General features: G+C 51.0%; 25 protein-coding genes. 9 read left to right on the top strand and 16 right to left on the bottom strand.

The features are described from left to right. Nucleotides 1-21: 21 nt before the first annotated feature. Nucleotides 22-1,788, bottom strand: coding sequence for a hypothetical protein (locus E1H14_RS01030; protein WP_149389596.1), 1,767 nt, complete (start codon nt 1,786-1,788; stop codon nt 22-24). A 234-nt stretch (nt 1,789-2,022) separates the two neighbouring features. Here E1H14_RS01030 and E1H14_RS01025 point away from each other — a divergent pair, with 234 nt between their 5' ends. Continuing rightward, complete coding sequence (locus E1H14_RS01025; RefSeq protein ID WP_149389595.1) at nt 2,023-2,838, top strand: integron integrase; 816 nt, start codon at nt 2,023-2,025, stop codon at nt 2,836-2,838. A gap of 13 nt (nt 2,839-2,851) precedes the next feature. On the opposite strand, the gene clpB is transcribed toward E1H14_RS01025, so the two are convergent. The 3 genes from clpB to rluD all read right to left on the bottom strand — a co-directional run bounded on the left by clpB (nt 2,852) and on the right by rluD (nt 7,291). Then, entirely contained in the window at nt 2,852-5,428 is a 2,577-nt protein-coding gene (gene clpB, locus E1H14_RS01020) for an ATP-dependent chaperone ClpB (protein ID WP_149389594.1), read from the bottom strand. Nucleotides 5,429-5,549: 121 nt separating this feature from the next. After that, the gene (pgeF, locus tag E1H14_RS01015; RefSeq protein ID WP_149389593.1) at nt 5,550-6,293 is read right to left on the bottom strand and encodes a peptidoglycan editing factor PgeF; all 744 of its coding nucleotides are present in this window, start codon (nt 6,291-6,293) and stop codon (nt 5,550-5,552) included. A gap of 29 nt (nt 6,294-6,322) precedes the next feature. After that, nucleotides 6,323-7,291 (bottom strand): 23S rRNA pseudouridine(1911/1915/1917) synthase RluD, encoded by a 969-nt coding sequence (rluD, locus tag E1H14_RS01010; RefSeq protein WP_149389592.1) that lies wholly within the window; start codon nt 7,289-7,291, stop codon nt 6,323-6,325. Between the two features lie 134 nt (nt 7,292-7,425). Here rluD and E1H14_RS01005 point away from each other — a divergent pair, with 134 nt between their 5' ends. From E1H14_RS01005 to E1H14_RS13085, 7 genes are all read left to right on the top strand, one after another. Continuing rightward, complete coding sequence (locus tag E1H14_RS01005; RefSeq protein ID WP_149389591.1) at nt 7,426-8,397, top strand: outer membrane protein assembly factor BamD; 972 nt, start codon at nt 7,426-7,428, stop codon at nt 8,395-8,397. Nucleotides 8,398-8,502: 105 nt separating this feature from the next. Further along, nucleotides 8,503-9,138 (top strand): DUF2796 domain-containing protein, encoded by a 636-nt coding sequence (locus E1H14_RS01000; protein ID WP_149389590.1) that lies wholly within the window; start codon nt 8,503-8,505, stop codon nt 9,136-9,138. A gap of 4 nt (nt 9,139-9,142) precedes the next feature. Further along, nucleotides 9,143-9,853, top strand: coding sequence for an ABC transporter ATP-binding protein (locus E1H14_RS00995; RefSeq protein WP_149389589.1), 711 nt, complete (start codon nt 9,143-9,145; stop codon nt 9,851-9,853). After that, entirely contained in the window at nt 9,853-11,112 is a 1,260-nt protein-coding gene (locus E1H14_RS00990) for an ABC transporter permease (protein WP_149389588.1), read from the top strand. Before E1H14_RS00995 ends, E1H14_RS00990 begins: the two co-directional genes overlap by 1 nt. A 10-nt stretch (nt 11,113-11,122) precedes the next feature. Continuing rightward, nucleotides 11,123-11,698 (top strand): DUF3299 domain-containing protein, encoded by a 576-nt coding sequence (locus E1H14_RS00985; RefSeq protein WP_149389587.1) that lies wholly within the window; start codon nt 11,123-11,125, stop codon nt 11,696-11,698. A gap of 321 nt (nt 11,699-12,019) precedes the next feature. Further along, entirely contained in the window at nt 12,020-13,123 is a 1,104-nt protein-coding gene (gene fic, locus E1H14_RS00980; protein ID WP_149389586.1) for a protein adenylyltransferase Fic, read from the top strand. Nucleotides 13,124-13,258: 135 nt separating this feature from the next. Further along, on the top strand, nt 13,259-13,423 hold the full coding sequence (locus tag E1H14_RS13085) for a hypothetical protein (RefSeq protein ID WP_160141997.1): 165 nt from the start codon (nt 13,259-13,261) through the stop codon (nt 13,421-13,423). Nucleotides 13,424-13,426: 3 nt separating this feature from the next. Here the strand turns inward: E1H14_RS13085 and E1H14_RS00975 are convergent, their stop codons facing one another. The 11 genes from E1H14_RS00975 to murJ all read right to left on the bottom strand — a co-directional run bounded on the left by E1H14_RS00975 (nt 13,427) and on the right by murJ (nt 24,482). After that, nucleotides 13,427-15,055: an NAD+ synthase gene (locus E1H14_RS00975; protein ID WP_149389585.1), complete on the bottom strand. Its 1,629-nt coding sequence runs from the start codon at nt 15,053-15,055 to the stop codon at nt 13,427-13,429. Between the two features lie 17 nt (nt 15,056-15,072). Next, complete coding sequence (gene thiO / locus E1H14_RS00970; RefSeq protein WP_149389584.1) at nt 15,073-16,173, bottom strand: glycine oxidase ThiO; 1,101 nt, start codon at nt 16,171-16,173, stop codon at nt 15,073-15,075. A gap of 81 nt (nt 16,174-16,254) precedes the next feature. Continuing rightward, on the bottom strand, nt 16,255-16,770 hold the full coding sequence (locus E1H14_RS00965; protein WP_149389908.1) for a GspH/FimT family pseudopilin: 516 nt from the start codon (nt 16,768-16,770) through the stop codon (nt 16,255-16,257). Beyond that, nucleotides 16,760-17,149: a hypothetical protein gene (locus tag E1H14_RS00960; RefSeq protein WP_149389583.1), complete on the bottom strand. Its 390-nt coding sequence runs from the start codon at nt 17,147-17,149 to the stop codon at nt 16,760-16,762. Before E1H14_RS00960 ends, E1H14_RS00965 begins: the two co-directional genes overlap by 11 nt. Before the next feature lie 30 nt (nt 17,150-17,179). Further along, complete coding sequence (locus tag E1H14_RS00955) at nt 17,180-17,728, bottom strand: prepilin-type N-terminal cleavage/methylation domain-containing protein (protein ID WP_149389582.1); 549 nt, start codon at nt 17,726-17,728, stop codon at nt 17,180-17,182. 9 nt (nt 17,729-17,737) lie between these two features. Then, nucleotides 17,738-18,019: a prepilin-type N-terminal cleavage/methylation domain-containing protein gene (locus E1H14_RS00950; RefSeq protein WP_149389581.1), complete on the bottom strand. Its 282-nt coding sequence runs from the start codon at nt 18,017-18,019 to the stop codon at nt 17,738-17,740. Nucleotides 18,020-18,101: 82 nt separating this feature from the next. Beyond that, a complete protein-coding gene (locus tag E1H14_RS00945; protein ID WP_149389580.1) occupies nt 18,102-18,545 on the bottom strand; it encodes an FKBP-type peptidyl-prolyl cis-trans isomerase in 444 nt (147 codons plus the stop codon). Then, nucleotides 18,542-19,069, bottom strand: a complete 528-nt coding sequence (gene lspA, locus E1H14_RS00940) for a signal peptidase II (protein ID WP_149389907.1) — start codon at nt 19,067-19,069, stop codon at nt 18,542-18,544. The genes E1H14_RS00945 and lspA overlap by 4 nt, the downstream gene beginning before the upstream one ends. Beyond that, nucleotides 19,069-21,888 carry an isoleucine--tRNA ligase gene (gene ileS, locus E1H14_RS00935; RefSeq protein WP_149389579.1) on the bottom strand — a complete coding sequence of 940 codons (2,820 nt, stop codon included), beginning with the start codon at nt 21,886-21,888 and terminating at the stop codon, nt 19,069-19,071. Before ileS ends, lspA begins: the two co-directional genes overlap by 1 nt. Before the next feature lie 2 nt (nt 21,889-21,890). After that, nucleotides 21,891-22,844 (bottom strand): bifunctional riboflavin kinase/FAD synthetase, encoded by a 954-nt coding sequence (gene ribF, locus E1H14_RS00930; RefSeq protein WP_149389578.1) that lies wholly within the window; start codon nt 22,842-22,844, stop codon nt 21,891-21,893. Nucleotides 22,845-22,919: 75 nt separating this feature from the next. Further along, entirely contained in the window at nt 22,920-24,482 is a 1,563-nt protein-coding gene (gene murJ, locus E1H14_RS00925; RefSeq protein ID WP_149389906.1) for a murein biosynthesis integral membrane protein MurJ, read from the bottom strand. 182 nt (nt 24,483-24,664) lie between these two features. Here murJ and rpsT point away from each other — a divergent pair, with 182 nt between their 5' ends. Further along, nucleotides 24,665-24,928, top strand: coding sequence for a 30S ribosomal protein S20 (rpsT, locus tag E1H14_RS00920; RefSeq protein ID WP_149389577.1), 264 nt, complete (start codon nt 24,665-24,667; stop codon nt 24,926-24,928). Between the two features lie 73 nt (nt 24,929-25,001). Here rpsT and proB read toward each other — a convergent pair whose 3' ends face one another. Continuing rightward, nucleotides 25,002-26,126: a glutamate 5-kinase gene (proB, locus tag E1H14_RS00915; protein WP_149389576.1), complete on the bottom strand. Its 1,125-nt coding sequence runs from the start codon at nt 26,124-26,126 to the stop codon at nt 25,002-25,004. Nucleotides 26,127-26,135: the final 9 nt, after the last annotated feature.

The raw sequence follows: 26,135 nt of genomic DNA, 5'->3' as shown, positions 1-26,135 counted from the left end.
CCGTGCCTGCGATTGTTAGGGCTATGGCTTGCAGAGAATATGAGCTTGGACTCCGAAATCCTTGCATGAACTTATAAAGGTATTAATCAACCAAATCAACTGCACATAATGGGGCTTACACTTCTGCCCATTAGACAGCTTTTGCAACTCACCCCGCAGCTTTGCTTTCTTTAAGAAAGGAGTTGCCAGAACTATTTTCTTTATTGAATTAGGGTTCTGCTCAATAACATCTAGAGCTTGCTCTAGCTCTGACCAATTTTTGGCACCATTAACCCTCTTAATTTTGGTGCCCTCATAGTTTTTAGACCACTCATTGTCATATTTAATCTTATATAAACCCTTTTCGGCCTGAGTTCGCCCTATATTCTTTAACGCTTGTGCGACCACCTCATGGAACGCGCTTGCGCCATAAGTATCTTTTTTAGTAAATTTGGAGTGAACAAAGGTTATCGAGGGCGTAGTGCTAGACTTGTCAATAGCAATATGATCAGCCCACTCATCGTTCATATCGTCGCATATTATAATATCATGCCCATTACAATAGTTGTCCTCCACAGCTCTGAATAGAGATTTATCCGGGAATCTAGTTAAACTTGCATCGTGCGGTTTTTCTTTTTCACTTTCCACATTACTAAAGTCATAATTTTCGTCAAATACATTAAGAATAGATTGAATATTATCCAAAAGTTTTTTATCTTCGAAACATGATTTTGAGAAATAGGAATAATTTGGAGAATCGAACACTGCAGAGAAAGGTTTTTTCTTATTTATAAAAGACCCAACGGTGTAATCTGGCAGTCCACTTTCAATAACCGAAACCTGATCAAGAATTCTGTTTCTAACAGTAATTACATTTTTTGAATAGCTAATTTTTCCCGTCAAAGCTATACCTTTGGCTTTCAGAACTTCCCCATCCACCAACATCGGAGCCTTTAACTGGTTGAAAAATCTGTTAATCTCTTTCGCACTAAATTGTGTACCGTCATTTTTCTGCAAGACTGCAACGCCAGAAGCTACTTTGTCTTCAATCTCACTCAAATCAAATAGGATAGCTACAACTTTACACCCCCTACCCATAACATCCTTAAGTTGAACAGGCGAGGCAAAGTTACTTATAAACTCACTTGAATTTTTTGTCGATTTTATTTCCTCTTTTACCTCAAACGCCCAGTCAATCCACTCGTTAATCTTAGACTTTTTATCTCGATGACTAACTCTTGAAGTGCTCGGAGTCAAAGTATACGACTCTTGGCCAATATTCATTCTAAAATTACTAGGAATTGACCTGCTCGATGATGTAGAAGGCAGAATACCATTTAAACTTTTCGCTTCCAACGAACGGGACCTAATAACAGCATTGGATATGCTCATGTTTTTCATTGTTACCCGCTCGTATTCTGGGTTTTTATTGCCATGAAAATGACAAAATTTCTCATAGTCATATTCATCAATGAATCTAGAAAAATACTTCTCTGGTGAATCCACGTACTTTTTCAGGATTGCCAATGCGTCATCAAATTCAATTAACATCAAATACGCATACTTGTGTTCTTTTATGGATGTCCCATCCAAAAAGGAGGGTTCAGCCTCAATTTTATATGAGATCATAGAGTAAGTAGCTTTATTCCCGGAGTTTGTTATATGGCTTTCTTTTACCTCATTTATCAAATAATTTCCGATACGGTTTTTGGAAATGTCTTTAAATGCTTCAGCCACTGATTTTTTGCTTAACTGTTTTTTCAAACTATAAAACTGTGCATTTTTGCTTAAGCTCAAATTTCCTATCATTTTGAAAAAACCTTTTGTTGAGTGCGCTGATTGCCCTAACAGTCTGTTAATGAGGTCTTCGACCTCATAATAATTATTAGCGGGTATACCTTATAATTCTCGCTATCAATTTGTAACTTATTGAAGTACATAACGTCATCATAAAGACACACAGGCAATAAAGTACTTTTCTCGACTTCTCGTCACCCAGCAGGTATAAAGATGTGCATACATTTCACGGATGAGGTGTGGTACATGTCGAACTCTCCCTTTCTCAAGTCCGTTGAGGACTTTATGTGTGTCCAGCGGTACAGCCGACGGACAATCAAGACATATCTGTACTGGATCAAGTACTTCATACTGTACAGCGGTAAGCGTCATCCGAGCCAACTGCATGATGAAGACATAATCCGCTTTCTGACTTTTCTTGCTGTTCAGCGTAATGTTGCAGCCGGTACTCAGGCACTTGCCCTGAACGCTATCGTATTCTTGAAAACAAAGTTTCTGGGCCAAACTGTAGGTGATTTGTCGGGGTTCAGTCCTGCTCGAAAGCCGCGCAAGCTGCCTATCGTACTGACACCAAAAGAAGTCGCCGCACTTCTGAACCAACTGCACGGTGTTCAATATCTGATGGCTGCCATATTGTACGGCTCCGGATTGCGTCGTATCGAACTGGTACGACTGAGGGTCAAGGATATTGATTTTGACTACAAGCAGATTCGGGTGATTAACGGCAAGGGTGGAAAACATCGGCTGGTGACGCTTGCGGAGGAGCTTGTACCACTTCTCGACCAACAGGTAGAGCGCGTAGAAAACTATCTGAAACAGGACAGAATATGCCAAGGTTACGCGGGTGTTTGGCTGCCTGATGGGCTTGCTCGCAAGTATCCCAATGCTCCGTTTGAGTCTGGCTGGCATTTCCTCTTCCCTGCTTCTCGCCTCAGTATTGATCCTGCCAGCAACTTACTCCGCCGACATCATTATGATGAGAGTAACCTGAACAAGCTGATAAAAAAAGCTGCACTGAAACAGGGTGCCCAAGGCGTTCGAAGTCCTTTAAGCACCCTTTAGGAGGTTGAGTCTCTCAGCTGAAGCTGAACTCACCCTCCTGCACATCGACACGGATGTTGCTGCCCGGCAGGTATTCTCCGGCCAGAATTTTCTGTGCCAACGGGTTTTCGATCCACTGCTGAATGGCACGTTTAAGCGGGCGGGCGCCGTAGATGGGTTCAAAGCCAACATCGACCAGTTTTTCCATCGCACTCTGGCTGAGGCTGATTGTCAGTTCGCGCTCCGCTAGGCGTTTACGCAAACGCTCCAATTGGATATTCGCAATACCGGCCACCTGTTCTTTACGCAAGCTGTGGAAAACTACCACTTCATCAATACGGTTGATCACTTCAGGACGGAAGTGCAAACCCACCACCTCCATCACTGCTTTTTTCATTAAGACGTAGTCATCATCGTCTGTGTAACCTTGAATCAGGTCGGAACCTAGGTTGGAGGTCATCACCACGATGGTGTTGCGGAAGTCCACGGTGCGCCCCTGTCCATCGGTCAGGCGGCCATCCTCCAGTACCTGCAGCAGGATGTTAAATACATCGGGATGGGCTTTTTCCACCTCATCGAGCAGCAAAACAGAATAGGGCTTACGGCGCACAGCCTCGGTCAGGTAGCCACCTTCTTCATAGCCCACATAGCCCGGAGGTGCACCGATTAAGCGTGCTACGGAGTGCTTCTCCATAAACTCGGACATATCGATACGCACCATCGCTTCTTCAGTATCAAACAGGAAGCTCGCTAGGGCTTTACACAGCTCGGTTTTACCCACACCGGTGGGGCCTAAAAACAGGAAGCTACCGCTGGGGCGGGCAGGATCGGCGAGACCTGCTCGGGAACGGCGTACTGCATTTGACACTGCAATCACGGCTTCATCCTGGCCGACGACACGGCCATGTAGTGCAGCTTCCATGCGTAGAAGTTTTTCACGCTCACCTTCGAGCATTTTGTTTACTGGAATACCGGTCCAACGTGATACCACTTCCGCCACTTCTTCTTCCGTCACTTTATTGCGGAGAAGTTTGCTCTGCTGGCCACCCTGTTCGGCGGAGTCTGCGGCTTGCAGCTGCTTTTCCAACTCAGGAATGCGGCCATACTGCAGCTCGGCCATTTTGGTCAGATCTCCGGCACGGCGTGCTTGCTCCATTTCCACACGCGCTTGATCCAGCTGTTCTTTTACCTGAGCAGAGCCTTGCAGGGTGGCTTTTTCTGCTTTCCAGATCTCTTCCAGGTCAGAAAATTCTTTTTCCAGTTTGCTGATATTTTGCTGGAGTTCGTTTAAACGTTTTTGCGAAGCCTCATCCTTCTCTTTTTTCAGCGCTTCACGCTCCATTTTCAACTGGATTAAGCGTCGCTCTAAACGATCCATCTCTTCCGGTTTGGAGTCCATTTCCATACGAATACGGGATGCAGCTTCGTCGACCAGATCGATGGCTTTGTCCGGCAGCTGACGGTCGGTGATGTAGCGCTGGCTGAGCTTGGCGGCGGCGATGATGGCCGAGTCGGTGATATCCACACCATGATGCACTTCGTAGCGCTCTTTCAGGCCACGCAGTATGGCAATGGTGTCTTCTTCACTGGGTTCATCCACGATCACCTTCTGGAAACGGCGCTCTAAAGCCGCGTCTTTCTCCACATATTGGCGGTATTCATCCAGCGTGGTTGCCCCCACACAATGCAACTCGCCACGCGCTAAGGCCGGTTTTAGCATATTGCCCGCGTCCATAGCGCCTTCACCCTTACCGGCACCGACCATGGTGTGTAGCTCGTCGATAAACAGAATGATTTGACCTTCCTGTTTAGAAAGTTCATTCAAGACGGCTTTCAGACGCTCTTCAAATTCACCGCGGAATTTAGCCCCCGCAATCAGCGAGCCCATATCCAATGCCAAGACACGTTTATGCTTTAACCCTTCGGGGACCTCACCATTGACGATACGCTGCGCCAGCCCTTCAACGATGGCTGTTTTACCCACACCCGGTTCACCGATCAGGACTGGGTTGTTTTTGGTGCGGCGTTGCAACACCTGGATGGTGCGACGTATCTCTTCATCTCGACCGATCACCGGATCGAGCTTGCCATTTTCCGCGCGCTCGGTGAGGTCAACACAGTATTTATCCAAAGCTTGGCGTGCTTGTTCAACATTCGGATCGGTCACGGCAGCACCTCCACGCATATTGTTGATGGCTTCAACCAATTTCTCACGGGTGACACCTGCGTCTTTGAGTACCTTACCGGCATCGGTTTTATCTTCCAGCATCGCCAGCAGGATCAGCTCGCTCGCGATGTACTCATCCCCGCGCTGCTGCGCCAGTTTGTCGGTGAGGTTGAAAATGCGCGCCATATTCTGAGATAGGCGGATTTCCCCATCTGGATTTTGTACCTGAGGCAAACGCTCTAAGGCTTCTGAAATTTTGCGGCTCAACTGCGGCAGCTGAGCACCGGCTTGTGATAAAAGCGGACGAATCGAACCGTCGCGCTGTTCAATAAACGCGGCCAATAGGTGGATGGGTTCGATAAAATTGTGATCTTTGCCTATGGCTAGAGATTGTGCTTCAGCCAGAGCATCTTGGAGTTTTGAGGTAAATTTATCGGGTCGCATGCCCTGTCTCCTTTTAATTCAGCAGCGGCTTATCCTTAACTCAAGTATGGACAAGCCTTTCATTTGCTCAATTAAATGGGGCTAATATTGGGGCAATTCAAGTGGTCATTTTTTAATCAAGTCAATTTTCTGCGATCCAGATCAAACTGGCCATGCGTCCAGTCTGGGCGGCGCGTCGGTAGGAGTAGAAATGCGTCTGATCGGTGAAGGTGCAGTAATCCCCGCCATAGACCTGATCCACACCGGCACGGCTTAAGCGCAGACGTGCCAGTTGATAGAGATCCGCTAACCAGCGATGCGCATCGGTGGGTGAGGTACGAAAAGCGAGGATCGCTTCGGGCTGCTCATCGCAAAACGCTTGATACACTTCCGGCCCCACTTCAAAGGCTAAAGGCCCAATGGCAGGCCCCATCCAGACCAGAACATCATTGGGATCGGGAAAGACTGACAAGGTTTTTTCCAGCATCCCTGCCGCTAAACCACGCCAGCCTGCATGAGCCGCCGCCACACGCGAACCCTGGCGGTCGGTAAACAGAACCGGCAAGCAGTCGGCGGTCATCACCGCACAGACTTGGCCGGGGGTATCACTCCAGCAGGCATCGGCTTGCGGGCTGGGTTGACAAGGCGCGGCCTTTACCAGATCCGTACCGTGCACCTGCTCTAACCATTGGATAGGCTGTGTAATGCCCAGCATCTGCATCAAGGCTTGGCGGTTTTGCTCAACGGCGGCAGGCGCATCTCCGACGTGCAAGGCCAGATTCATTTCATCATAAGGCGCTTGGCTACATCCCCCTAAGCGCGTGGTCGTCAGGGCATGAATCTGCTTGGGGGCCGGCCAGTTGGCTCGGAGTAGGCTCACCGCCATCTTAAAAGCTCCTAAAGAATCAGGTCGCGTTACAGCTCATAATCAAAATGTTCGGCATCAGATTTGAGCACCGTCAGCAGCTGCTGCATATCCTGAGGCAAGTCGATCTCCCAGCTCATCTGCTGTCCGGTTTCGGGATGCCAGAGTTCCAGTTTTTTGGCATGCAGTGCCTGACGACGAAAGTTCCTCAACACCCGCTCCATCCGTTCACTACATCCTTTGGGCAAACGGAAACGCCCACCATAGAGAGGATCACCGACAAGGGGATAGTGAATATGTGCCATATGGACACGTATTTGATGAGTACGCCCCGTTTCTAGTTTTAGGCGGATATGGGTATGGGCACGAAACTTCTCTAATACACGATAGTGTGTCACCGCTTCTTTGCCTGCGCCCACCACCGCCATCTTTTGACGATGAACCGGATGACGACCCATCGGCTCTTCGACACAACCGCCGCCGGTCATCACACCATTGACGACCGCTTCGTATTCACGCCCCATGCTACGATCCTGCAGCTGTGCGACCAGATCCGTTTGCGCCAGAATGGTTTTGGCCACCACCATTAAACCGGTCGTTTCACGATCCAAACGGTGGACAATACCCGCACGGGGAACATGACCGATATCCGGGCAGTGGTGTAGGAGTGCGTTCAGGAGTGTGCCATCTGCATGACCGGCGGCCGGATGCACCACTAAGCCAGAGGGCTTGTTCAGTATGAGGATGTGCTCATCTTCATAGACGATATCCAGCGGTATAGATTGGGCGGCATGGCGTTCTTGTGATTCGATCTGGGTCTGAACCTGAATCTGCTCGCCACCCATCAACTTATCGCGTGGCCGTTTTGCTTCACCATCGACTGTCAGAACACCGTCTTTGATCCAGCCTTGTAAACGTGAACGAGAATATTCCGGAAACAGCTGCGCCACGGCCTGATCGAGGCGCATTCCGTACATTTCTACTGGGACTTGGGTATTCAATTCGACCTGTTCTGACATCAGATTCTATTCTTTGCATGAGGAGGTTTTAGGTTCTCTTCCGGTTGTGTTTTAATAGGCCGGAATTTTCATCTATCAGTATACCTGAAAGCGGCTACTTCGCCGAATCAGGATCTTTCTTCAGGATTCACGTTATGTCTTTTGTGAAAGTGATCTGCATGCTGCTGCTTCTCAGTCTGGTATCAGCCTGCTCCTGGTTTGGTGGCGATAAGTCCATCCCCGATATCCCCGAGCAGGTGATTTATGATGATGCCATGAGCGCCCTGGATTCTCAGAACTTTGCGCTGGCCATCGAGAAATTCCAACTGCTGGAAGCCCGCTATCCTTTTGGCCGTTTCTCCGAGCAGGCTCAGTTAGAACTGATCTACGCCTACTTCCGCAACAATGAACCGGCTGCGGCACGTGCCGCTGCGGATCGCTTCATTCGTTTGCATACGAATCATGACAACATCGATTACGCCTACTACCTCAAAGGACTCACCTCATTTGAGGAGGATCGCTCTTTCTTAGCTCGCTTCCTGCCCTTGGATGAAACCCAGCGTGATCCAGGCGCAGCACTGGATTCCTTTGAAAGCTTCTCGATCCTGCTGAACCGTTATCCGGACAGTGAGTATGCACCCGATGCTCAGCGTCGTATGCAGTATTTGAAAAACCGTTTAGCCATTTATGAGATCCATGTTGCCAGCTATTACATGAAGCGCGAGGCTTGGATTGCTGCCGCGAACCGCGGCCGTTATGTGGTCGAGAATCTGCAGGAAACCCCTGCGGTACCGGATGCGCTGGCGATTATGGCGGAAGCCTACTCTAAGATCGGCATGCATGATCTAGCGGAAAATGCTTTGGATGTTTTGCGTCTTAACTTCCCTGATTATGTGATTCGTCCTTTCTCACCACAGCGTTTTGATCTGCTCTACACCGCAACCTTTGGCTTGCTCGGCAACATTGAACCGGCCGTACCGGCACGCCCTGTGAGTCCCAATCGCACCACGCTCGATCAGCCACCAGCTGAAGAAGCGGCTCCGCGTCGTTCTTTGCTGAACCGCATGACATTTGGCACTCTCGGCAGTGATGGCCGTGAAGAGGCTGAAGCCCAACCGGCACAATAAACGAGCAAAGTCGCGAAGAAGCCACCTCAGGGTGGCTTTTTCATGGAACTTTTTTAAAGAGTTATGTTATAACAAAATTAAATTCGATGGCTTAAGGAGATTTTCATGCGCCTCTCACCTCTACCTTTAACTGCGGCACTTCTTCTCACCAGTACGCCTTTATTTGCACATAGCCAAGCACATCACTCACACTCTGATCACTCGCACTCTGCCCATGAACACGCATCACTCGATAGTCATGTGCACGGCTTAGCGCAAATGGATCTCGTGTTGCACGATCAACAACTATTGATCAGTCTTTTGGCACCTGCTGCAGATATTGTGGGCTTTGAACATGCCGCCCAGCAGGATGAAGACCAAGCACGTGTGCACCAAGCGGTTGCGATGCTAGAAAATCCGGAAAGCCTGTGGAATTGGCCGAATGCCGCTGCCTGCGAACTGAAACAGGTGTCGGTAGAACAATCGCTGCTCGGCTCAAAATCCGCTTCCAAGCCTGAGCACGATCATAAACACGATCACGATCACGATCACGATCACGATCACGATCACGGCCAGCATAGTGATTTTGCGGTAGAGTATGCGTTTCAGTGCCAAGCACCGGAACAATTAGGTGCGGTCGAGGTCAAGTTGTTTGAGCTTTTCCCTTCACTGACCGAAATTGAAGTGCAGTTGATTAACAGTCAGGGCCAAAATGCCATGACGCTCACACCAACCCATAACACGCTGAAACTGATACCCTGAGATCATGAGCCTAAGTCGACCAGTCATAGAGATAGAGCAACTGATTTTTGCCTGGCCGAAACATCCCCCGGTTCTGGATCTGCCAAACCTCAGTATCCAGGCCGGTGAGCAAGTATTTTTACGCGGTCCCTCTGGCATTGGCAAAAGCACTCTGCTCAATCTCTTAGGTGGATTAATCACTCCCCAGCAAGGGCAAATACGCTTGCTGGGGCAGCCTATTTCAACCTGGCGACAGAGTCGGCGCGACCGCTTTCGCGCCGACCATCTGGGCATTCTGTTTCAACAATTTAATCTTTTGCCCTATCTCAGCTTGCTGGAAAATACGCTGCTACCCTGTCAGTTTTCGGCGCTACGCAAACAGCGCGCGCTTAATGAGCACGCCAGTCTCGCCGCCAGCGCTCAAGCACTATTAGAGCCGCTACAACTAGGCGAACTGCTGCACACCACCCGCCCGGTAACGACCCTCTCGATTGGCCAACAACAACGTGTCGCCGCAGCACGTGCCCTGATCGGACAACCTGAAATTCTGCTGGCTGATGAGCCCACTTCGGCTCTAGATGCCGATACTCGTGATCTATTTATTGAGCTTCTTCTTTCTCTCTGTCGTTTACACCAAACTACCTTAGTTTTTGTGAGCCACGATCTCAGCCTCAGCACACACTTTGATCGTGTTCTGGATCTCAACCAAATGAATCGCTGTTCAGGAGTCACTTGATGTTTTTTCAACTGGCCTGGCGCAGCCTGCTGAATCGTCGCAGCAGTGCCCTCTTAACACTGATCACCATTGCCATCAGCGTGATGTTGTTATTGAGTGTGGATAAGTTACGTGAAGATACCCGCGCCAGCTTTTTTAACACCCTGTCTGGTACCGATCTGGTGGTTGGTGCACGCACAGGCTCTCTTCCTCTTCTGCTCTATTCTGTGTTTAACATCGGCCAGCCAACACGCAATCTGCGCTGGAGCAGTTATCAAGAGATCAGCCAGATGGAGGCTGTAGACTGGAGCATCCCCATCACGCTCGGTGACTCGCATCGTGGTTTTCGTGTGATCGGCACCGATCACAACTACTTTGCTCATTATCGTTTCGGGCGCAACAAACAACTCTTGAGCTTTCGCGCTGGACACGCATTTGAGGATCTTTACGATCTGGTCATAGGTGCCGAAGCTGCTCGTGCCCTGGGTTATGAGTTAGGGGATCCTGTAGTGGTCGCTCATGGGTTGGGACGAGGTAGTTTCACCCAACATAGCGATAAGCCTTTCCGTATCGTGGGTATCCTTCAGCCAACCGGCACACCGGTAGATCGTAGCCTCTTGATATCACTAGAAGCCTGGCAAGCCATCCATCTCGATTGGCGCGCCGGTACACGTTTGCCCGGCGTGAGTATCAGCGCGGATGAGGCGCGCAATTATGATTTAACCCCGCGTGAAATTACCGCATTTATGCTCGGTTTAAATAGCCCGCTCGCGACCTTCCACTTACAACGCAGTATCAATCAATATCGTGCCGAACCTTTACAGGCGATTCTACCCGGTGTCGCGCTGCAGGAACTTTGGCAAGTGCTTTCAGTCGCCGAAAAAACCCTGTTACTCATGTCTGCCTGTGTTGTCTTAGCCGGCTTAACCGGCATGCTCGCGGTCTTGCTCAGCAGTCTGAAAGAGCGGCGGCGTGAGCTGGCGGTTCTGCGTGCCGTCGGAGCCAGCCCCGGGCGCATTCTGCTTTGGGTGGTAGGAGAGGCGGCTTTGCTCACCTTGGGAGGTTTGCTGCTGGGCAGCCTGCTTTGGTATTTACTGCTCTGGAGTGTGCAAGACACCCTAGCTTTAGATTATGGTATTTTTCTGCAACTCGGTTGGCCTTCTGTGAACCAACTTCTGCTCCTTGCTGCGGTCCAAACCTCGGGAATTTTAGTCGGTCTGATACCCGCTCTGGGCGCGTATCGGTATACTCTGACCGATGGTTTGACTCCACGCATTTAGCAGGTATGGGATGACATCTTTATTCAGATCTATTTTCTTTGCACTGGTCTTTCTGAGCTTGACCCCCAGCGTGGGGGCCGCAGGCGCTTCTGCAAAGTTTGAAACGCTAGAGTGGGATGATCTGATGCCAGAGGATTACACTCTGACGCTTGAGGATCTATTCGGGGTGGGTATGGAGATCGATTTAATCGATGATTTCAGCCCTGAGGCCGAGCGTTATATGGAGAATATGCTGCGAGTACTTGCTTCAGCTCCGGTCCGTGAAGATATGGATCAGCGCATGATCCGCATACCCGGTTTTGTGGTGCCCTTAGAGGGCGAAGGGAATCGTATCTACCGCTTTTTCCTTGTGCCCTATTTCGGCGCCTGCATCCATGTACCACCGCCGCCCTCTAATCAGATTATTGATGTAAAATTTGAGCCGGGGACGCAGGTAGAAAGTCTCTATGATGCGGTCTGGATCAGCGGGCGCTTAACCACACAAACCTTTCAACACGATCTGGGCACTTCAGGCTATCATCTCGAAGCTTTCGTGATTGAACCCTATATATTTGAAGATGATGATTGGGATGAGTCGCTCTACTGAGCAGATCCAAAACATCGAATCGTTTTTTACCCACCTTAAGGCGGCGCCTGACAGACCAGAGGCCCGCCAGTCTGTCATCTACTGTTGCCAGTATTGCTAGTTGAACTGCGCCTTTATCCAGTTTTGGCTTGTTAGGAGTTTGCCGGTACTAGACGGACACAATCGTATGGATTGGGTCTTGATATGTCGACTGTATCGACACAGAAAAATGTCATGTCGAAAAAACAGCAAAAAATCGACACATGAAATTGATATGTCGATCGGATCGACATAAACTAATCCAATAGTTCATTTATGTCGATTTAGATTGGAAATTTAAACATGACCTGGCAAGCAGAGCAGCCTTACAACCAATTACCCGCATTGCCACCAAATCTAGATTCCATAGAAACTAGGGCTGTGCTGAAAGCCTGTATTTCTGCACGCGCCGCTGTAGCAGAGTTAAAAAAGGCTGGGGAACTTATACCTAACCAAAGCATGCTAATTAACTTACTGCCTTTGCTGGAAGCAAAAGATAGTTCAGAAATTGAAAATATTGTCACCACTACTGATAAGCTTTTCCAGTATGCTCTAGAAGATAAAGGCGCCGATCATGCAACAAAGGAAGCTTTACGTTACAGGACGGCGTTATACCAAGGCTATATACAGCTTGAAAAAAAGCCGCTTTGCACAGCGACTGCCATTGAGGTATGCAGTACGTTAAAGCACGCTGAAATGGAAATTCGTAAAGTGCCGGGAACTTTTATAGGCAACCAGACGACTGGAGAAATTATCTATACTCCGCCTGCTGGAGAACACGTTATCCGCGACTTGTTAACTAACTGGGAACGATTTCTTCATGATGAAGATGATTTAGATCCATTGATAAAGATGGCCGTTAGTCATTATCAATTTGAAGCCATACACCCATTTTATGACGGAAATGGTCGAACTGGTCGTATTTTAAACGTTTTGTACCTTATTGAATGCGGTCTTTTAACGCTACCTATTTTGTACTTAAGTCGTTTCATCGTGCATAACAAACAAGACTATTATCGCCTGTTGAACCAAGTAACCAAAGATCAGAATTGGGAAGAGTGGCTGTTATTTATGCTAAAAGGCGTCGAGCAAACTGCAATATGGACCTGTGAAAAAATCACAGCGATTAGAGCACTGATGGAAAGTACAACGGATTACATAAGGGCACAGCTACCCAAAATATATAGCTACGAGCTGGTTCAGCTTGTTTTTGAACAACCCTATTGCCGTATCAGTAATCTAGTTGAACGTGATATCGCAAAGCGCCAAACGGCTTCAACCTATTTAAAGCAGTTAGCGGATATTGGTGTGCTGAAAGAAATCGATTCCGGAAAGGAAAAAATATTTGTCCACCCACGATTGATGACGTTAATGACAAAAGACAGTAATAGTATCAATGCTTTTTGAGGTAAAAAATATTCCTACCGGTCCTCCAAAAAGTGGAGCAGATGACGAAAGGAGTAGGTATTAGTCAGGCTGAGTCTCTGATCAAGCCACCGCAAGTTCGTGCCTCATAACGCTGAGTACCAAGATCCATTTGTTATGAATGACGCTCGCTACCCGAACATTTCTGCTATTGATAACAAGCTAACTGAGCTTGAAAACGAAAAGCAGCAGCCTCTCGCATTAAGAGAGGCTTTACGTAGCGAGCGTTTAATTTGTCCAAGCCGCTACTCAATCAGCATTTTCCTCTTTGACCTCATCTAAGTTTTAATCGCCAGGCCGCCAGCCTGAAGTGATCGGATAGCGGCGATCACGACCAAAACCTCGCTCTGTAATACGTGGCCCGATGGCCGCCTGCCGACGCTTATATTCGTTGATATCCACTAGACGAATCACACGCTGCACATCCTCTTCCTGAAAACCTTCCGCGAGGATCGCCTTAGCGCTGAAATCGCGCTCGATATAAAGGGCGAGAATTTGATCGAGGATCTCATAATCGGGTAAGGAGTCTTGATCCTTCTGATCCGGCGCCAGCTCTGCAGAGGGGGGGCGCACGATGACACGCTCAGGGATTACCTCAGTGATCTCATTACGATAACGTGCCAAACGATACACACGCGTTTTTAAGACATCTTTTAAGACATCAAACCCTCCGGCCATATCACCATACAGCGTCGAATAACCCACCGCGACTTCGCTCTTATTGCCCGTCGTCAGCACTAGGGTACCTTGCTTATTGGATAAAGCCATCAACACGACTCCACGACAACGCGCCTGAATATTCTGCTCCGTGGTATCCACCGAGGTGCCTGCGAACAGATCGGCAAGTTGCTGCATAAAGGCATCATACATAGGTTCAATCGAGATAGAGTGATACTCCACACCCATACGTCGAGCCTGCTCCGCTGCATCTTCACAGCTGATATCGGCTGTATACCGGAACGGCATCATCACCAACTGCACCCGCTCAGGTCCGAGTGCGTCCACCGCGATAGCGGCAGTCACTGCAGAATCTATGCCTCCCGACAGCCCCAGCACGACGCCTTTAAACCCATTTTTGTTGACATAATCTCGTACCCCCAACACCAACGCCTGCCAGATGGAAGCATCTTCCTCGGGAAAGGCTGTGCTTGCGACCTGACTGACGAAACGCTTCTGAGCAGGATCAAATTCAAAAATCGATTGCACTTCAATAAAGTGCTCGGCACAGAAGTCATCCGCCGCATCGGGCATCACCGCTTGCGAACCGCCATCAAACACCAACTCATCTTGCCCACCCACCAGATTGACATAAAGGATCGGTGCCTGGATCTGCTGCGCACGCTGCTTTAATACGGCATGACGTTGACGAGATTTACCAACATGAAAAGGTGAGGCGTTGAGGCTCAGCACCAGATCCACTTCTGCGGCGGCTAGATCCGCCATCGGGGCGGTATGCCAAAGATCTTCACAAATCGCCAAACCCATGCGCACACCTAGGTGCTCAAATACACCAGGCTGCTCACCCGCGACAAAATAGCGCTTCTCATCAAACACCTGATAATTCGGCAAACAGCGTTTGGCGTATTCGGCCAGCCACTCACCATCACGAATGACACCGGCCATGTTATAAAGCACACCCTGGCGGTAGCGCGGATAACCCAACACTAAGGTGATATCACGAACTTCTGTCAGGAGTCGGTTCAGCCCTCGCGCCACACGTGTCTCCAGGCTCGGGCGCAATAAAAGATCTTCCGGCGGATAGCCGGTTAAGGCCAGCTCTGGAAAAACAATTATATCGGCCTGATCATCATCCCGAGCCTTCTGCGCGGCCGCTAGAATCAGCTCGGTATTACCGGGAATATCACCCACTAAAAAATTGAGTTGCGCCGCAACTATACGCAAGGGCTTAGACATCTTGAGTAGTTTTTCCTTTAAACAGCCAACAAACGCCCAGCAGGCGCATAAGGATCTGGATCAATAATAGGACGACGCTGTAAGAGCAGATCCGCATGCAATCGGGTCGAAGCCGGTGCCAGAACCAAGCCATTACGAAAGTGTCCGGTGTTTAACTCTAACCCAGCCCAGCCCGGCACCTGACCAATAAAGGGCAAGCCTGAAGGGGAACCTGGGCGCAAACCGGCCCAGTGGTGGACGACCGGATACTGACTTAACTCGGGCAGCATACTCAGAGCACTCGCATATAGACTGTCATAAGCGTCTTGCGTCGTCTGTTTATCAAAGCCGACATGCTCTAGCGTACTGCCAACTAAAATCTGGCCATCATTGCGTGGAATCAGATAACGCCCATTCAACATGACCACACGATCAATCAGCCCAGTGGGCGCAGCAAAGACCATCATCTGTCCTTTCACTGGTTCAACCGGCAAGGCCAGATCCAATTTTGCCAAGAGCTCACCACTCCAAGCACCGCCCGCAATTACCGTACGCTGTGCTTGCCAGTCACCCTGTGTGGTGCGCAAGCCCAAGACTTGCTGGCCTTGAGTCAGAAACCCGGTTACCTCACAGTCTTCCAGCACACGGATATTGGGTTGCGCCTGCACCCAAGCACGCAAGGATTGACCGAGGCGAGGGTTACGGATGCTGCCCACCTCTGGCATCCAGAGTGCCGTCTCAAAACCGGGTTGTAGATGGGGTTCCAACTGATAAATCTGACGCTGCGCAATCTGGGTGAGGGGGCGGTGATAACGCTCCGCCCAAGCCAAAGCCTCGTGCTCATCCTCTACCGCCAGAATCAGCATCCCTTTCTGCCGTAACTCGGGATCGATATCGGTTTGGCTCTGCAATTCTGCCGCCAGATGAACATAGCTGGATTGTGACCAGCTCGCCAAAGCGGTAATCGCGGGAGGGTAACGCCAAGGATAGAGAGGAGACACGATACCGCCGCCTGCCCAGGAGGACTCTTGAGCGCAGCGCCCGCGTTCAATGAGAGTGACTTGAGCCCCGCCCAGTGCTAGCTCACGCGCTAGCATCAAACCTATCACACCGCCGCCGGCAATCAGTAGATCTGTCATTGTCTATCACTTTGCTGATGAGAGGGCTTATTGTGCTACGTTTAAGGGCACAGAACCAGCATTGGCCTGCGCCGACAGTCGCTAAGGTAAGCTTTCGATACGAACACGTCCAGACAGGGCGATCACCAAACGGTGCTGCACCTGCCCTCGGACATCGGCTAAGGCGAGTGTGCCATTTGAGTTACCCGTGACTGTGCCATCGGGCTGATAGGTGATCCACCCCTGCCGGTTCCAACGCATCTGCACCAAGGGATGCAGGCTATGGACACGTAAGAGCAAATCGTCTTCTGGCTGAAAAACACGATCCTGATTGCGATCCAGAAACAGCAGCACACCTGGCCAAGGTGATGCGCCCTGCTCGGCCGCCACTAGGCAATTTTCCAATGTTTGCGAGGCACAGATCACCACATCCTGTTCACGCATCAAGGCTTCCGTACGCGCCAAGCTCAGCAAACCTTGCATACTGACTCTGTCCGTTCGTAACGCCTGGCGTTGTGCGGCTTCCTGGCCAGAGGGCAAGGCTAAACTGGCCAGCAGCGCCAACAGGGCTAAGACAAAAACCAGCTCTAAGAGCGTCACACCGGACTCATGGCGCATCGCGATCGCCTTCCTGCCAGTGCAGGATCCGAATCACACCCGAGAGCTCATCCGCTTCGATCGCAAGGTGTAAATTCGCCGCCATCGCCAGCTCCCTATCCTGCCCCTCATCAAAATCCCTGTTCAGATCAGTACCCGGTGCATCAAACGCTGTATGGCTTATCGAATAGCTTAATGAAGGACTCTGCAAATGGGTCTGCGCCATCCAGTTGAGGCTACGCTCTTCACTCTGAGCTAAGGCCTGTTGCTTTTGCAACACTAGGCTGGTCATGCGCAACTGCAGCAGTGTCTGGGTCACGCCCTCCATGGCTAATAAACTGATCAAACTCAGTGTGATCATCAGCATCAATAAAGTTTGGCCGCATTCAGATTTTGGCATCCTTGCCTCCTTAGAATGATTCTTTCCTTGCTAGAATTGGCTCCTGCGCAGACTGGCAATAAAGCGCTGGGGCTGCTCTGCCCGATCCATCCATTCAATGCTGACAGCTAACACCGGCAAACAGCAGGGTGCATCAGGTAACCACTCCGCATCACTCAGCTGGCCATCGGCATTCAGATCCACCCCATAATAAAATGCCAACGCGGAGATGCCGGCAATTAAGGGCTGGTTATTGCAGTAAAGCTGCTGCTGACGCAGCTCAAATACTTCTTGAAACTGACTCCCTGAACTTTGCAGCTGGCCTAGGCAGTTACGGCGAGCATGCAGCGCACTATGATTCAAGACCAAACGCTGAGCCTGACTGCTGGCATCCACCGCTTGTGCTTGGCGAATCCGGCTGCGCAGGAAGGGGACACTAAAACGCAGCACCTCCTGCTCTTGGTGCCATATCACCTGCTGCAACCATAGACGTTGAGAAGTCAGCAGCTGCAAACTCAGAGCCAGCATCAAAATACTGCTGATCGCCAAACCCACTAACAATTCCAGCAGTGTGTGCCCGGCTCGCTGTGAAGTGACCATCTGCACCACTCAACAGCTAATGACACGTTCAGCATCGTTTAGCAAACTCGAAGCCGAGACAAACTCACAGCGCTGCGCCCAACGCAGCTCTTGCGCATTCTGCGCCTGTAAATGCTGGTAGATTTCTTGGTAACTCTGAATGCTGGCGTGCAGGCTATTCAGCTGCAGCTGGGTCAAAGCTAAGCTTAGACTGCTGAAAATCAGCAAGCTGATCATAATTTCGATCAGATTAAAGCCTGCTTGCGCGTGTTGAAGGGGAAGGGTCGATAAGATGGGGGTATAAACTGACATGCTGTCCTCCTTGAAGCACTGACTGAGATGTCATCCATGACATCTGCTCACTCTCTGAGACTAGTCAGTGTCGAGACGCAGGTCAAGCCACCGCTTCTAAGGCGAGAATCTGTACTTCAAACAGCAGGGTTTTACCCGCGAGCGGATGGTTAAAATCCACTTTGACTTTTTCATCCGTGAACTCCGTAATCACCCCCGGAATTTCACCGCCTGGCTCCTGAAAAGAGACGACCAAGCCCGGCTCCAACTCCATCTGACTGAATTGACTGCGCGGCATGACTTGAATGTTACTAGGGTTGTGCATACCAAAACCACGCTCCGGCGCAATAGTCAGCTGCAGATGATCGCCCAGCTTTAAGCCGACTAAGGCTTGTTCAAATCCTTCGGGAAGATTGCCATCACCAAATTCAAACTCGGCGGCTTTGCCTGCAAAGGTAGAATCTACAATCTGACCGTCTTCCAACTTGATCGCAAAGTGCATACGCACACGGGTCCCTGGACCCAGAGTCAAAGACTGTTCAGTCATTTGCTATCCTCAATCGTTTTTTCAGATGCTGCGCGGCGCTCCGCGAAAAACAGCATGTCCAGTATCAAAATGGCGGCCCCAAGGGTAATAGCGGTGTCGGCCAAGTTAAAGGCTGGAAAATACCAACCGCCATAATGCAGGGAGATAAAATCCACAACATAACCGTGCATGATACGGTCATAGAGGTTGCCTAGAGCTCCTCCGAGTATCGAAGCCAAGGCCAAGGCCAGCCACCACTCCTGGCGCGGCGTGCGCTTTAGCCAAACCAATAGCACCGCGCTGACACCCAAGGCGATCAAGGCAAAAAACCAGCGCTGCCAGCCCCCGGCATCCGCTAAGAAACTGAAGGCCGCACCGTAGTTATACAAGAGCGTCAGATCAAAGATCGGCAAGATCGGCACCGGCTGCGCATACTGCAGATGCTCCAGCGCTAACCACTTGGTACCTAAATCTGCCAGGATAATCACCAGGCTCAACCACAACCAATGCAGTGAGCCCCAGGAGGTTTGGGCCTGAGTTTTCATCACGCGAACAAGCGCTCCTCACCTTCTCCTTCCACATTATCCACACAGCGGCCACACAGCTCAGGATGCGCTTCATGCTGCCCTACATCCTCACGATGATGCCAGCAACGCGAACATTTAGCTTGCGCAGATGAGGCCACCACGACTTTCAAGCCGTTGAGTTCGGTTGGACGTGCCGCTTCTGCGGCTTGCTCAAGCGGTAAAAGATCGGCACGCGATGTAATCAAAACAAAGCGTAACTCATCGCCTAGACGCTGAAGATCAGCACTGAGATCCGCATCGGCATACAGGGTAATCTCAGCTGCTAAAGACGCCTTCACCAGTTTTTCACTGCGTGCATCTTCCAAACACTTATTCACAGCATCCTTGACCGCCATAATCCGGCGCCAATAGGCATCACCAAAAGTATCCTCTTCCGCCAGGGTAAAGAGACCTTCATACCAGGTGCTTAGAAGTACACTTTCGCGACGCTCACCCGGTAGCACTTCATAGATCTCATCCGCCGTGAAACTCAGAATCGGCGCGATCCAGCGCGTTAAGGCTTCGGCAATATGGTAGAGGGCGGTCTGACAAGAGCGGCGTGGCAAGCTATCTGCTTGCGTGGTGTACTGGCGATCTTTGATGATATCCAGATAAAACCCGCCTAACTCCTGAACACAGAAGTTATGCACCTGCTGATAAACTTCCAGGAAACGATACTGCTCATAGGCCGCACACACCTTCTGCTGTAAACGCCAAGTGGCATCCACCGCCCAGCGATCCAAGGCCAGCATCTGCTCGGGATCCACCAGATCGGTGGCCGGATCAAAACCATTTAAGTTCGCCAACAAAAAGCGCGCTGTATTACGAATACGGCGATAGGAATCGGCTGTGCGCTGAAGAATCTGTTGTGACACCGCCATCTCACCCGAATAATCGGTTGATGCGACCCATAAACGTAAGATGTCTGCACCCAGCTTATCCGTCACCTCTTGCGGTGCAATGACGTTGCCCAGCGATTTCGACATCTTGTAGCCTTTTTCATCGACCACAAAACCGTGTGTCAGCACCTGCTTGTAAGGCGCAACCGCATTGATCGCAATCGAAGTTTTGAGTGAAGACTGGAACCAACCACGGTGCTGATCGGAGCCTTCCAGATAAAGATCTGCAGGGAACGCAAGACCTTCACGGTTACGCAATACCGCATCATGGGTCACACCTGAATCAAACCAAACGTCGAGTGTATCTGTGACCTTATCATACTCAGCAGCCTCAACACCCAGCAGCTCACTGGCCTCCAGTTCGAACCAGGCGTCGATCCCGTCTTGCTCAATACGCTGCGCAATCTGCTCGATGAGATCCAGGCTGCGCGGATGCAGTTCTCCCGTTTGCTTGTGGGTAAAGACCGTGATCGGCACCCCCCAAGTACGCTGACGCGACACACACCAGTCTGGGCTCTGTTCAACCATCGCTTCGATACGTGCCTGTCCCCAATCCGGGAACCACTGCACCTGCTTAATGGCATCCAACGCGGCGCGGCGCAGCCCCTTATCTTCCATCGAAATAAACCACTGTGGGGTGGCACGATAGATCAGAGGGGTTTTGGTACGCCAGCAGTGTGGATAACTGTGCTGGAATTTCTTCAGATGCACCAACTTGCTTTCGCGCACCAAGGCATCACAAACAGGCTCATCAGCTTTATACACATGCAACCCGGCAAACTCGCCAGCCGCGTCGGTATAGGTTCCATTGGCTTGGACAAGATTCAGCGTTCCCAGGCCATACACCTGTCCAACGATAAAGTCTTCCATACCATGATCCGGCGCCGTATGAACGGCACCAGTACCGGCATCCGTCGTCACATGATCACCCAGAATAACGGGCACCTGGCGAGCGAACAGGGGATGCTGCAAGAGTTGGCCTTCTAATGCCTGACCTGAGCAACGCCCCAAAACCTGATACTGTTGAATGCCCCAACGCGCCATGACGTCATCCACCATATCGGCGGCCAGCACAACGCGCTCAGCCCCTTGGTTGATCGCAGTTTGCACCAGAGCATAGTCGAGCTCAGCATTGAGGGAAACCGCCTGGTTAGCCGGAAGCGTCCAGGGCGTTGTGGTCCAGATCACCACGGAAACAGGGCCTTCTCCCGCCTCACTGGCAAAGAGGGCTAGGGCGGCACTTTGATCCACAAAACTAAAGCGCACATCTATGGCAGTAGAGGTTTTTTCCTGATACTCCACTTCCGCTTCCGCCAAAGCCGATTGCCCAACCACACTCCAATACACGGGCTTATAACCCTTAACCAGGTGTCCTTGTTGGATAATTTTACCCAGGGCACGCACGATATTGGCTTCGGTGGAAAAGTCCATGGTCAGATAAGGCTGCTCCCAGTCACCGAGCACCCCCAAACGAATAAAATCCGCCTTCTGTCCAGCCACCTGCTCAGCTGCATACTCACGACACTTCTCACGGAACTCACGGTAAGGCACGGCATCACCGGCACGCCCGATCAGCGTTTCAACCTTGTGCTCAATCGGCAAACCATGACAATCCCAACCCGGTACATAGGGCGCATCATAACCACTAAGGGTTTTTGATTTGATGATCATATCCTTGATCACCTTGTTGACCGCATGGCCGATATGAATGCTGCCGTTGGCATAAGGTGGGCCATCATGCAGCACAAAAGGTGTGCGGCCTTCACCCTCTTCACGCAGCTTGCGATACAGGTCCATCTCTGCCCAACGCGCTAAACGCGCAGGTTCACGCTCGGGTAGGTTTCCTCGCATGGGAAAAGCGGTATCCGGCAAGTTCAGAGTGTTCTTGTAATCGCTCATAATCAATTTCCAGAAATGGGTTGGGCTGGCTGGTTTTCACTAAACCAAGCACGAGCCAGTTCAATATCTTGATGGATCTGGCTTTTCAGTGCATCCAGATCGCTAAAACGTTTTTCCGGCCGCAAAAAATGCAGGAATTCAACCTGCATAAGGCGTCCATACAGGGACTGATTGACATCAAACAAATGGACTTCCAATACCGGCAAACGCCCATTAACAGTCGGGCGTATGCCTACATTACAGATAGAAGGTACCTGCTGACCGGCCACTCGCGCCCAAACACAATACACCCCCTGCAAGGGGCAACGAAAACGGTGCATACGGACATTGGCCGTCGGCACACCGAGCTGACGCCCTAACTTTTGTCCATGCAACACACGCCCAGTAACGGTGTAGGGACGTCCGAGCAAGCGCTCAGCCAGATCAAAATCACCCCGCATGAGCGTTTCACGCACCCAGGTGCTGCTCACACGCTGCTGATCGATCAGAAAGGTGTGTGTGTGCTCAACACTAAAGCCGTGCTGACGTCCGGCCAGCTCAAGCATGGTGTAATCCCCAGCACGATCACAACCAAAGCGAAAATCATCCCCGACCACAAAATGACGTACATGCAGGCCTTTAAGCAGTAATTCATCCACAAAGGCCTGTGCCGACATGCGGCGCAAACGTGCATTAAACGTCAGACAGAGAATACGGTCGATCCCCTGCTCACGCAGCAAACGGACTTTCTCATCAAACCGCGTCACTCTTGGCGGTGCTTCGCTACCGGCAAAAAACTCGCGTGGTTGGGGTTCAAAAATAATGACGGTTGAGGGCAAGCCCAACTCAAGGGCTTTGCGTTTCACCTGATCCAGCACCTTCTGATGCCCGCGATGCACACCATCAAAATTACCGATGGTGGCCACACAGCCACGGTGCTTGTCGCGCAGATTATGCAATCCCCGAATCAGTTCCATGCCAGCCCAAACAGCCTAGTGAGAAAAGGCGGCATTGTAGCGCATTTACCCTGCCGGATCAGCCCTTCTAGGGCCTTAAGCACGTAAATGGCGCAGGCGCAAACCACTGATCAGCAAGGTTAAGAGATACGCCCCAATGCCACCGAGCACCAGAAACAGCATCTGCCCCGAACGCTCCAGCACACTGGCCGTATACCAGGCCTCCGCAGACAAATTGGCCCAAACCAAGAAAAGCACCAGTGCCGCACAGGCTAAGCCCGTGCGCCCCAAGGATAGCCACCAGCCGGGCTGCCAGACCCAGACGCCTTGACGCAGCAACCCACGCAACAGCAAACCGGCATTCAAAAATGCTGAGAGGGACGTCGCCAAAGCCAAACCGGCATGCGCAAACGGCCAAACCAATATCAAGTTAAATACCATATTCGCCACCATCGCCCAGACCGCAATGCGCACAGGCGTTTTCATATCTTGGCGCGAGAAATAGCCCGTGGCCAATACTTTGATCAACATAAATGCGAGTAAGCCCAGCGCATAGGCACGCAAACTCCAGGCCGCCTGCTCCACATCAAAGGGTGTCATTTCTCCATAGAGAAACAAAGTGGCGATTAACCCCTCAGCCAACAAGGCTAGAGCCAGCGCAGCCGGCATGCCAATTAACAGAATCATCCGCACAGCCCAATCGAGTGTGCGCGCAAAAGCCGCAGAGGATTGGCTCGCATGATTACGTGACAACGCAGGCAAGATCACCGTAGCAATGGCAATACCAAATACACCAAGGGGCAATTCCACCAAACGATCAGAGTAATAGAGCCAGGACACACTTCCGGCTTGCAGGAATGAAGCCAGCACCGTATCCAGAAGAAGATTAATCTGCGCCACCGACACTCCAAACAGCGCAGGCAACATCAACTTAAGGATGCGTTGCACACCTTCATCTTTCCACGCGGGCGTCGGCCGCGGCAAGAGGCGCAAACGCGCCAGAAAAGGCAACTGAAACAGTAACTGCATCACCCCCGCTAAAAACACCCCCCAAGCCAAGGCAAGGACAGGCGGATCAAACAGCGGACTTAACCACAAAGCGGCACCGATCAAACACAGATTCAACAGCACTGGGGTAAAGGCTGGAATCGCAAAACGCTCGTAACTATTGAGTATTGCGCCGCAAAAAGCCGTAAGGGAGATGAGCATCAGATAGGGAAAGGTGATACGCAACATCTCTGCTGCTAAGGCAAAGCGCTCATCCCCGGCCAGGTAAAAACCGGGCGCGAACACCGCCGCTAACACAGGTGCCGCCATCACCGCCACCAGGGTTAACATAAACAGGGTGATGCCTAAGGTTCCCGCTACACGGTTAACTAAATACTGCACCGCCGTGTGATCACGCTGAGTACGATACTCCGACAACACAGGAACAAACGCCTGCGCAAAGGCACCTTCGGCAAACAGTCGGCGCAGAAAGTTGGGGATTTTAAAGGCCACAAAAAATGCATCGGCCTGGCCACCGGCACCAAAATAATTGGCCACCACCACATCCCGCACCAAACCCAACACACGAGACAGCAAGGTCATCAACCCCACCACCCCACTTGAACGCAAGAGTCCTTTTTTACCACTCACCGCTGTGCCGCCCTCTTGCATGCCCACTTCATCACCCCTGAATAAAAATGCTTGGCATTAAAATGCTATTTTCGCTTAAGCAAGGCGCGAAAGCCACTCAAGGCAGTTGACATCCTTAGCCAATACATGAATAATTTCGCGTCTGATTTTCGGCACTTTTCCGCCGTACTTTGATCAACCTAATGTTTTAAAGGAGCCAGACTGTGGCAAATTCCGCAGGATCCCGTAAACGTGCTCGCCAGGCGGAGAAGCGTCGTCAGCATAACGCTAGCCTGCGCTCCATGGCGCGTACTTACTTGAAAAAAGTCATCAAAGCTATCGAAGGCGGCGACAAAGCTGCAGCTGAAGAAGCATTTAAAACTGCTCAGCCTATCCTCGACAGCTCAGTTACTAAAGGCATCTTCCACGCCAATAAAATTGCGCGTAACAAGAGCCGCCTGTCTGCAAAAATCAAAGCAATGGCTTAATTGATGCAGAAAACAAAAAAACCGGCCTAGCCGGTTTTTTTGTGCCTAAAAGGCGCCCTAGGACGCCTCAGAATTAAGCCACCACCATATTATCGCGGTGCACCAACTCCGCCTCCCCAACAAAGCCTAACAGGCTTTCAATTTCACGTGTCGGACGCCCCAACAATTTCTGCGCATCCTCTAAACCATAATTCACCAGGCCCCGCGCAACAATACGCCCCGCCCGATCTGCGATGATCACCATCTCACCACGCGAAAAATCACCACTGACCGACAACACACCGGCAGGCAACAGACTCTTACCCATCGCGGTTAGCGCCTTGACCGCACCTTCATCAATGATCAGGGTACCGCGCGCCTGTAGATGCCCCGCAATCCACTGTTTACGCGCCGCCATTGGTTCGCGATCAGGCACCAAAACCGTTCCCACCCGATCACCACGATGTAGCTTCAATAATACATCCACCTCACGCCCACTGGCGATCGCTGTGACCGCACCGGAGCGCGCCGCCAAACGAGCTGCACGCACCTTAGTCGCCATACCTCCACGACCCAAGCGCCCACCATCACCGGCCACCTCTTGCAACCAATCATCCTCCGCTCGCGCATCTGAGATCAACTGCGCCTGTGGATTGCTACGCGGATCTGCATCATACAGACCCGACTGATCGGTCAGCAAAATCAAGGCATCTGCCTCTACCGCATTGGCCACCAAAGCACCCAGCGTATCGTTATCACCAAAACGAATTTCACTGGTAACAACCGTATCATTTTCATTCACCACCGCGACCACACCCAACTCAATCAGGGTGCGCAAGGTCGCACGCGCATTCAGGTAACGCTTACGATTCGATAGATCATCATGCGTCAGCAGCACCTGGGCAGTATGTATCGCATGGCGCTGAAACTGCGCCTCCCAGGCCTGCACCAAGCCCATCTGCCCAACGGCAGCAGCGGCTTGCAAACGATAGATCTCATCCGGCCGCTGCGTCCAACCCAGTCGAGTCATACCCTCAGCCACTGCGCCCGAGGAAACCAGAATAATTTCGACGCCGGATTGACGCAGAGCCACCAACTGATCCACCCAACGCCCTATCGCCGCCTCATCCAGACCACGACCATCATCGGTCAGTAAGGCGCTGCCGATTTTGACTACCCAACGACCTGCCTGCTGCAGCTGCTCACGCCCTGATGCCACTCTTCACGC

Source organism: Nitrincola tapanii (assembly GCF_008368715.1).
GTDB classification, from domain to species: Bacteria; Pseudomonadota; Gammaproteobacteria; order Pseudomonadales; family Balneatricaceae; genus Nitrincola; species Nitrincola tapanii.
Note: the sequence above shows the minus strand (reverse complement) of the source record. Positions and strands in the feature narration are given on the sequence as shown.

Excerpts from the sequence above, each read along its gene's own strand:
- E1H14_RS00995 (WP_149389589.1), top strand. The coding sequence starts at position 9,143 with ATGAGCCTAAGTCGACCAGTCATAGAGATAGAGCAACTGATTTTTGCC.
- E1H14_RS00960 (WP_149389583.1), bottom strand. The coding sequence starts at position 17,149 with ATGCCAAAATCTGAATGCGGCCAAACTTTATTGATGCTGATGATCACA.
- ribF (WP_149389578.1), bottom strand. The coding sequence starts at position 22,844 with ATGGAACTGATTCGGGGATTGCATAATCTGCGCGACAAGCACCGTGGC.
- fic (WP_149389586.1), top strand. The coding sequence starts at position 12,020 with ATGACCTGGCAAGCAGAGCAGCCTTACAACCAATTACCCGCATTGCCA.
- E1H14_RS01030 (WP_149389596.1), bottom strand. The coding sequence starts at position 1,788 with ATGATAGGAAATTTGAGCTTAAGCAAAAATGCACAGTTTTATAGTTTG.
- E1H14_RS00945 (WP_149389580.1), bottom strand. The coding sequence starts at position 18,545 with ATGACTGAACAGTCTTTGACTCTGGGTCCAGGGACCCGTGTGCGTATG.
- clpB (WP_149389594.1), bottom strand. The coding sequence starts at position 5,428 with ATGCGACCCGATAAATTTACCTCAAAACTCCAAGATGCTCTGGCTGAA.
- E1H14_RS00985 (WP_149389587.1), top strand. The coding sequence starts at position 11,123 with ATGACATCTTTATTCAGATCTATTTTCTTTGCACTGGTCTTTCTGAGC.
- pgeF (WP_149389593.1), bottom strand. The coding sequence starts at position 6,293 with ATGGCGGTGAGCCTACTCCGAGCCAACTGGCCGGCCCCCAAGCAGATT.
- rluD (WP_149389592.1), bottom strand. The coding sequence starts at position 7,291 with ATGTCAGAACAGGTCGAATTGAATACCCAAGTCCCAGTAGAAATGTAC.
- E1H14_RS01025 (WP_149389595.1), top strand. The coding sequence starts at position 2,023 with ATGTCGAACTCTCCCTTTCTCAAGTCCGTTGAGGACTTTATGTGTGTC.
- E1H14_RS01005 (WP_149389591.1), top strand. The coding sequence starts at position 7,426 with ATGTCTTTTGTGAAAGTGATCTGCATGCTGCTGCTTCTCAGTCTGGTA.
- ileS (WP_149389579.1), bottom strand. The coding sequence starts at position 21,888 with ATGAGCGATTACAAGAACACTCTGAACTTGCCGGATACCGCTTTTCCC.
- E1H14_RS00950 (WP_149389581.1), bottom strand. The coding sequence starts at position 18,019 with ATGTCAGTTTATACCCCCATCTTATCGACCCTTCCCCTTCAACACGCG.
- E1H14_RS00990 (WP_149389588.1), top strand. The coding sequence starts at position 9,853 with ATGTTTTTTCAACTGGCCTGGCGCAGCCTGCTGAATCGTCGCAGCAGT.
- thiO (WP_149389584.1), bottom strand. The coding sequence starts at position 16,173 with ATGACAGATCTACTGATTGCCGGCGGCGGTGTGATAGGTTTGATGCTA.
- murJ (WP_149389906.1), bottom strand. The coding sequence starts at position 24,482 with ATGCAAGAGGGCGGCACAGCGGTGAGTGGTAAAAAAGGACTCTTGCGT.
- lspA (WP_149389907.1), bottom strand. The coding sequence starts at position 19,069 with ATGAAAACTCAGGCCCAAACCTCCTGGGGCTCACTGCATTGGTTGTGG.
- E1H14_RS01000 (WP_149389590.1), top strand. The coding sequence starts at position 8,503 with ATGCGCCTCTCACCTCTACCTTTAACTGCGGCACTTCTTCTCACCAGT.
- E1H14_RS00955 (WP_149389582.1), bottom strand. The coding sequence starts at position 17,728 with ATGGTCACTTCACAGCGAGCCGGGCACACACTGCTGGAATTGTTAGTG.
- E1H14_RS13085 (WP_160141997.1), top strand. The coding sequence starts at position 13,259 with ATGAATGACGCTCGCTACCCGAACATTTCTGCTATTGATAACAAGCTA.
- E1H14_RS00965 (WP_149389908.1), bottom strand. The coding sequence starts at position 16,770 with ATGCGCCATGAGTCCGGTGTGACGCTCTTAGAGCTGGTTTTTGTCTTA.
- E1H14_RS00975 (WP_149389585.1), bottom strand. The coding sequence starts at position 15,055 with ATGTCTAAGCCCTTGCGTATAGTTGCGGCGCAACTCAATTTTTTAGTG.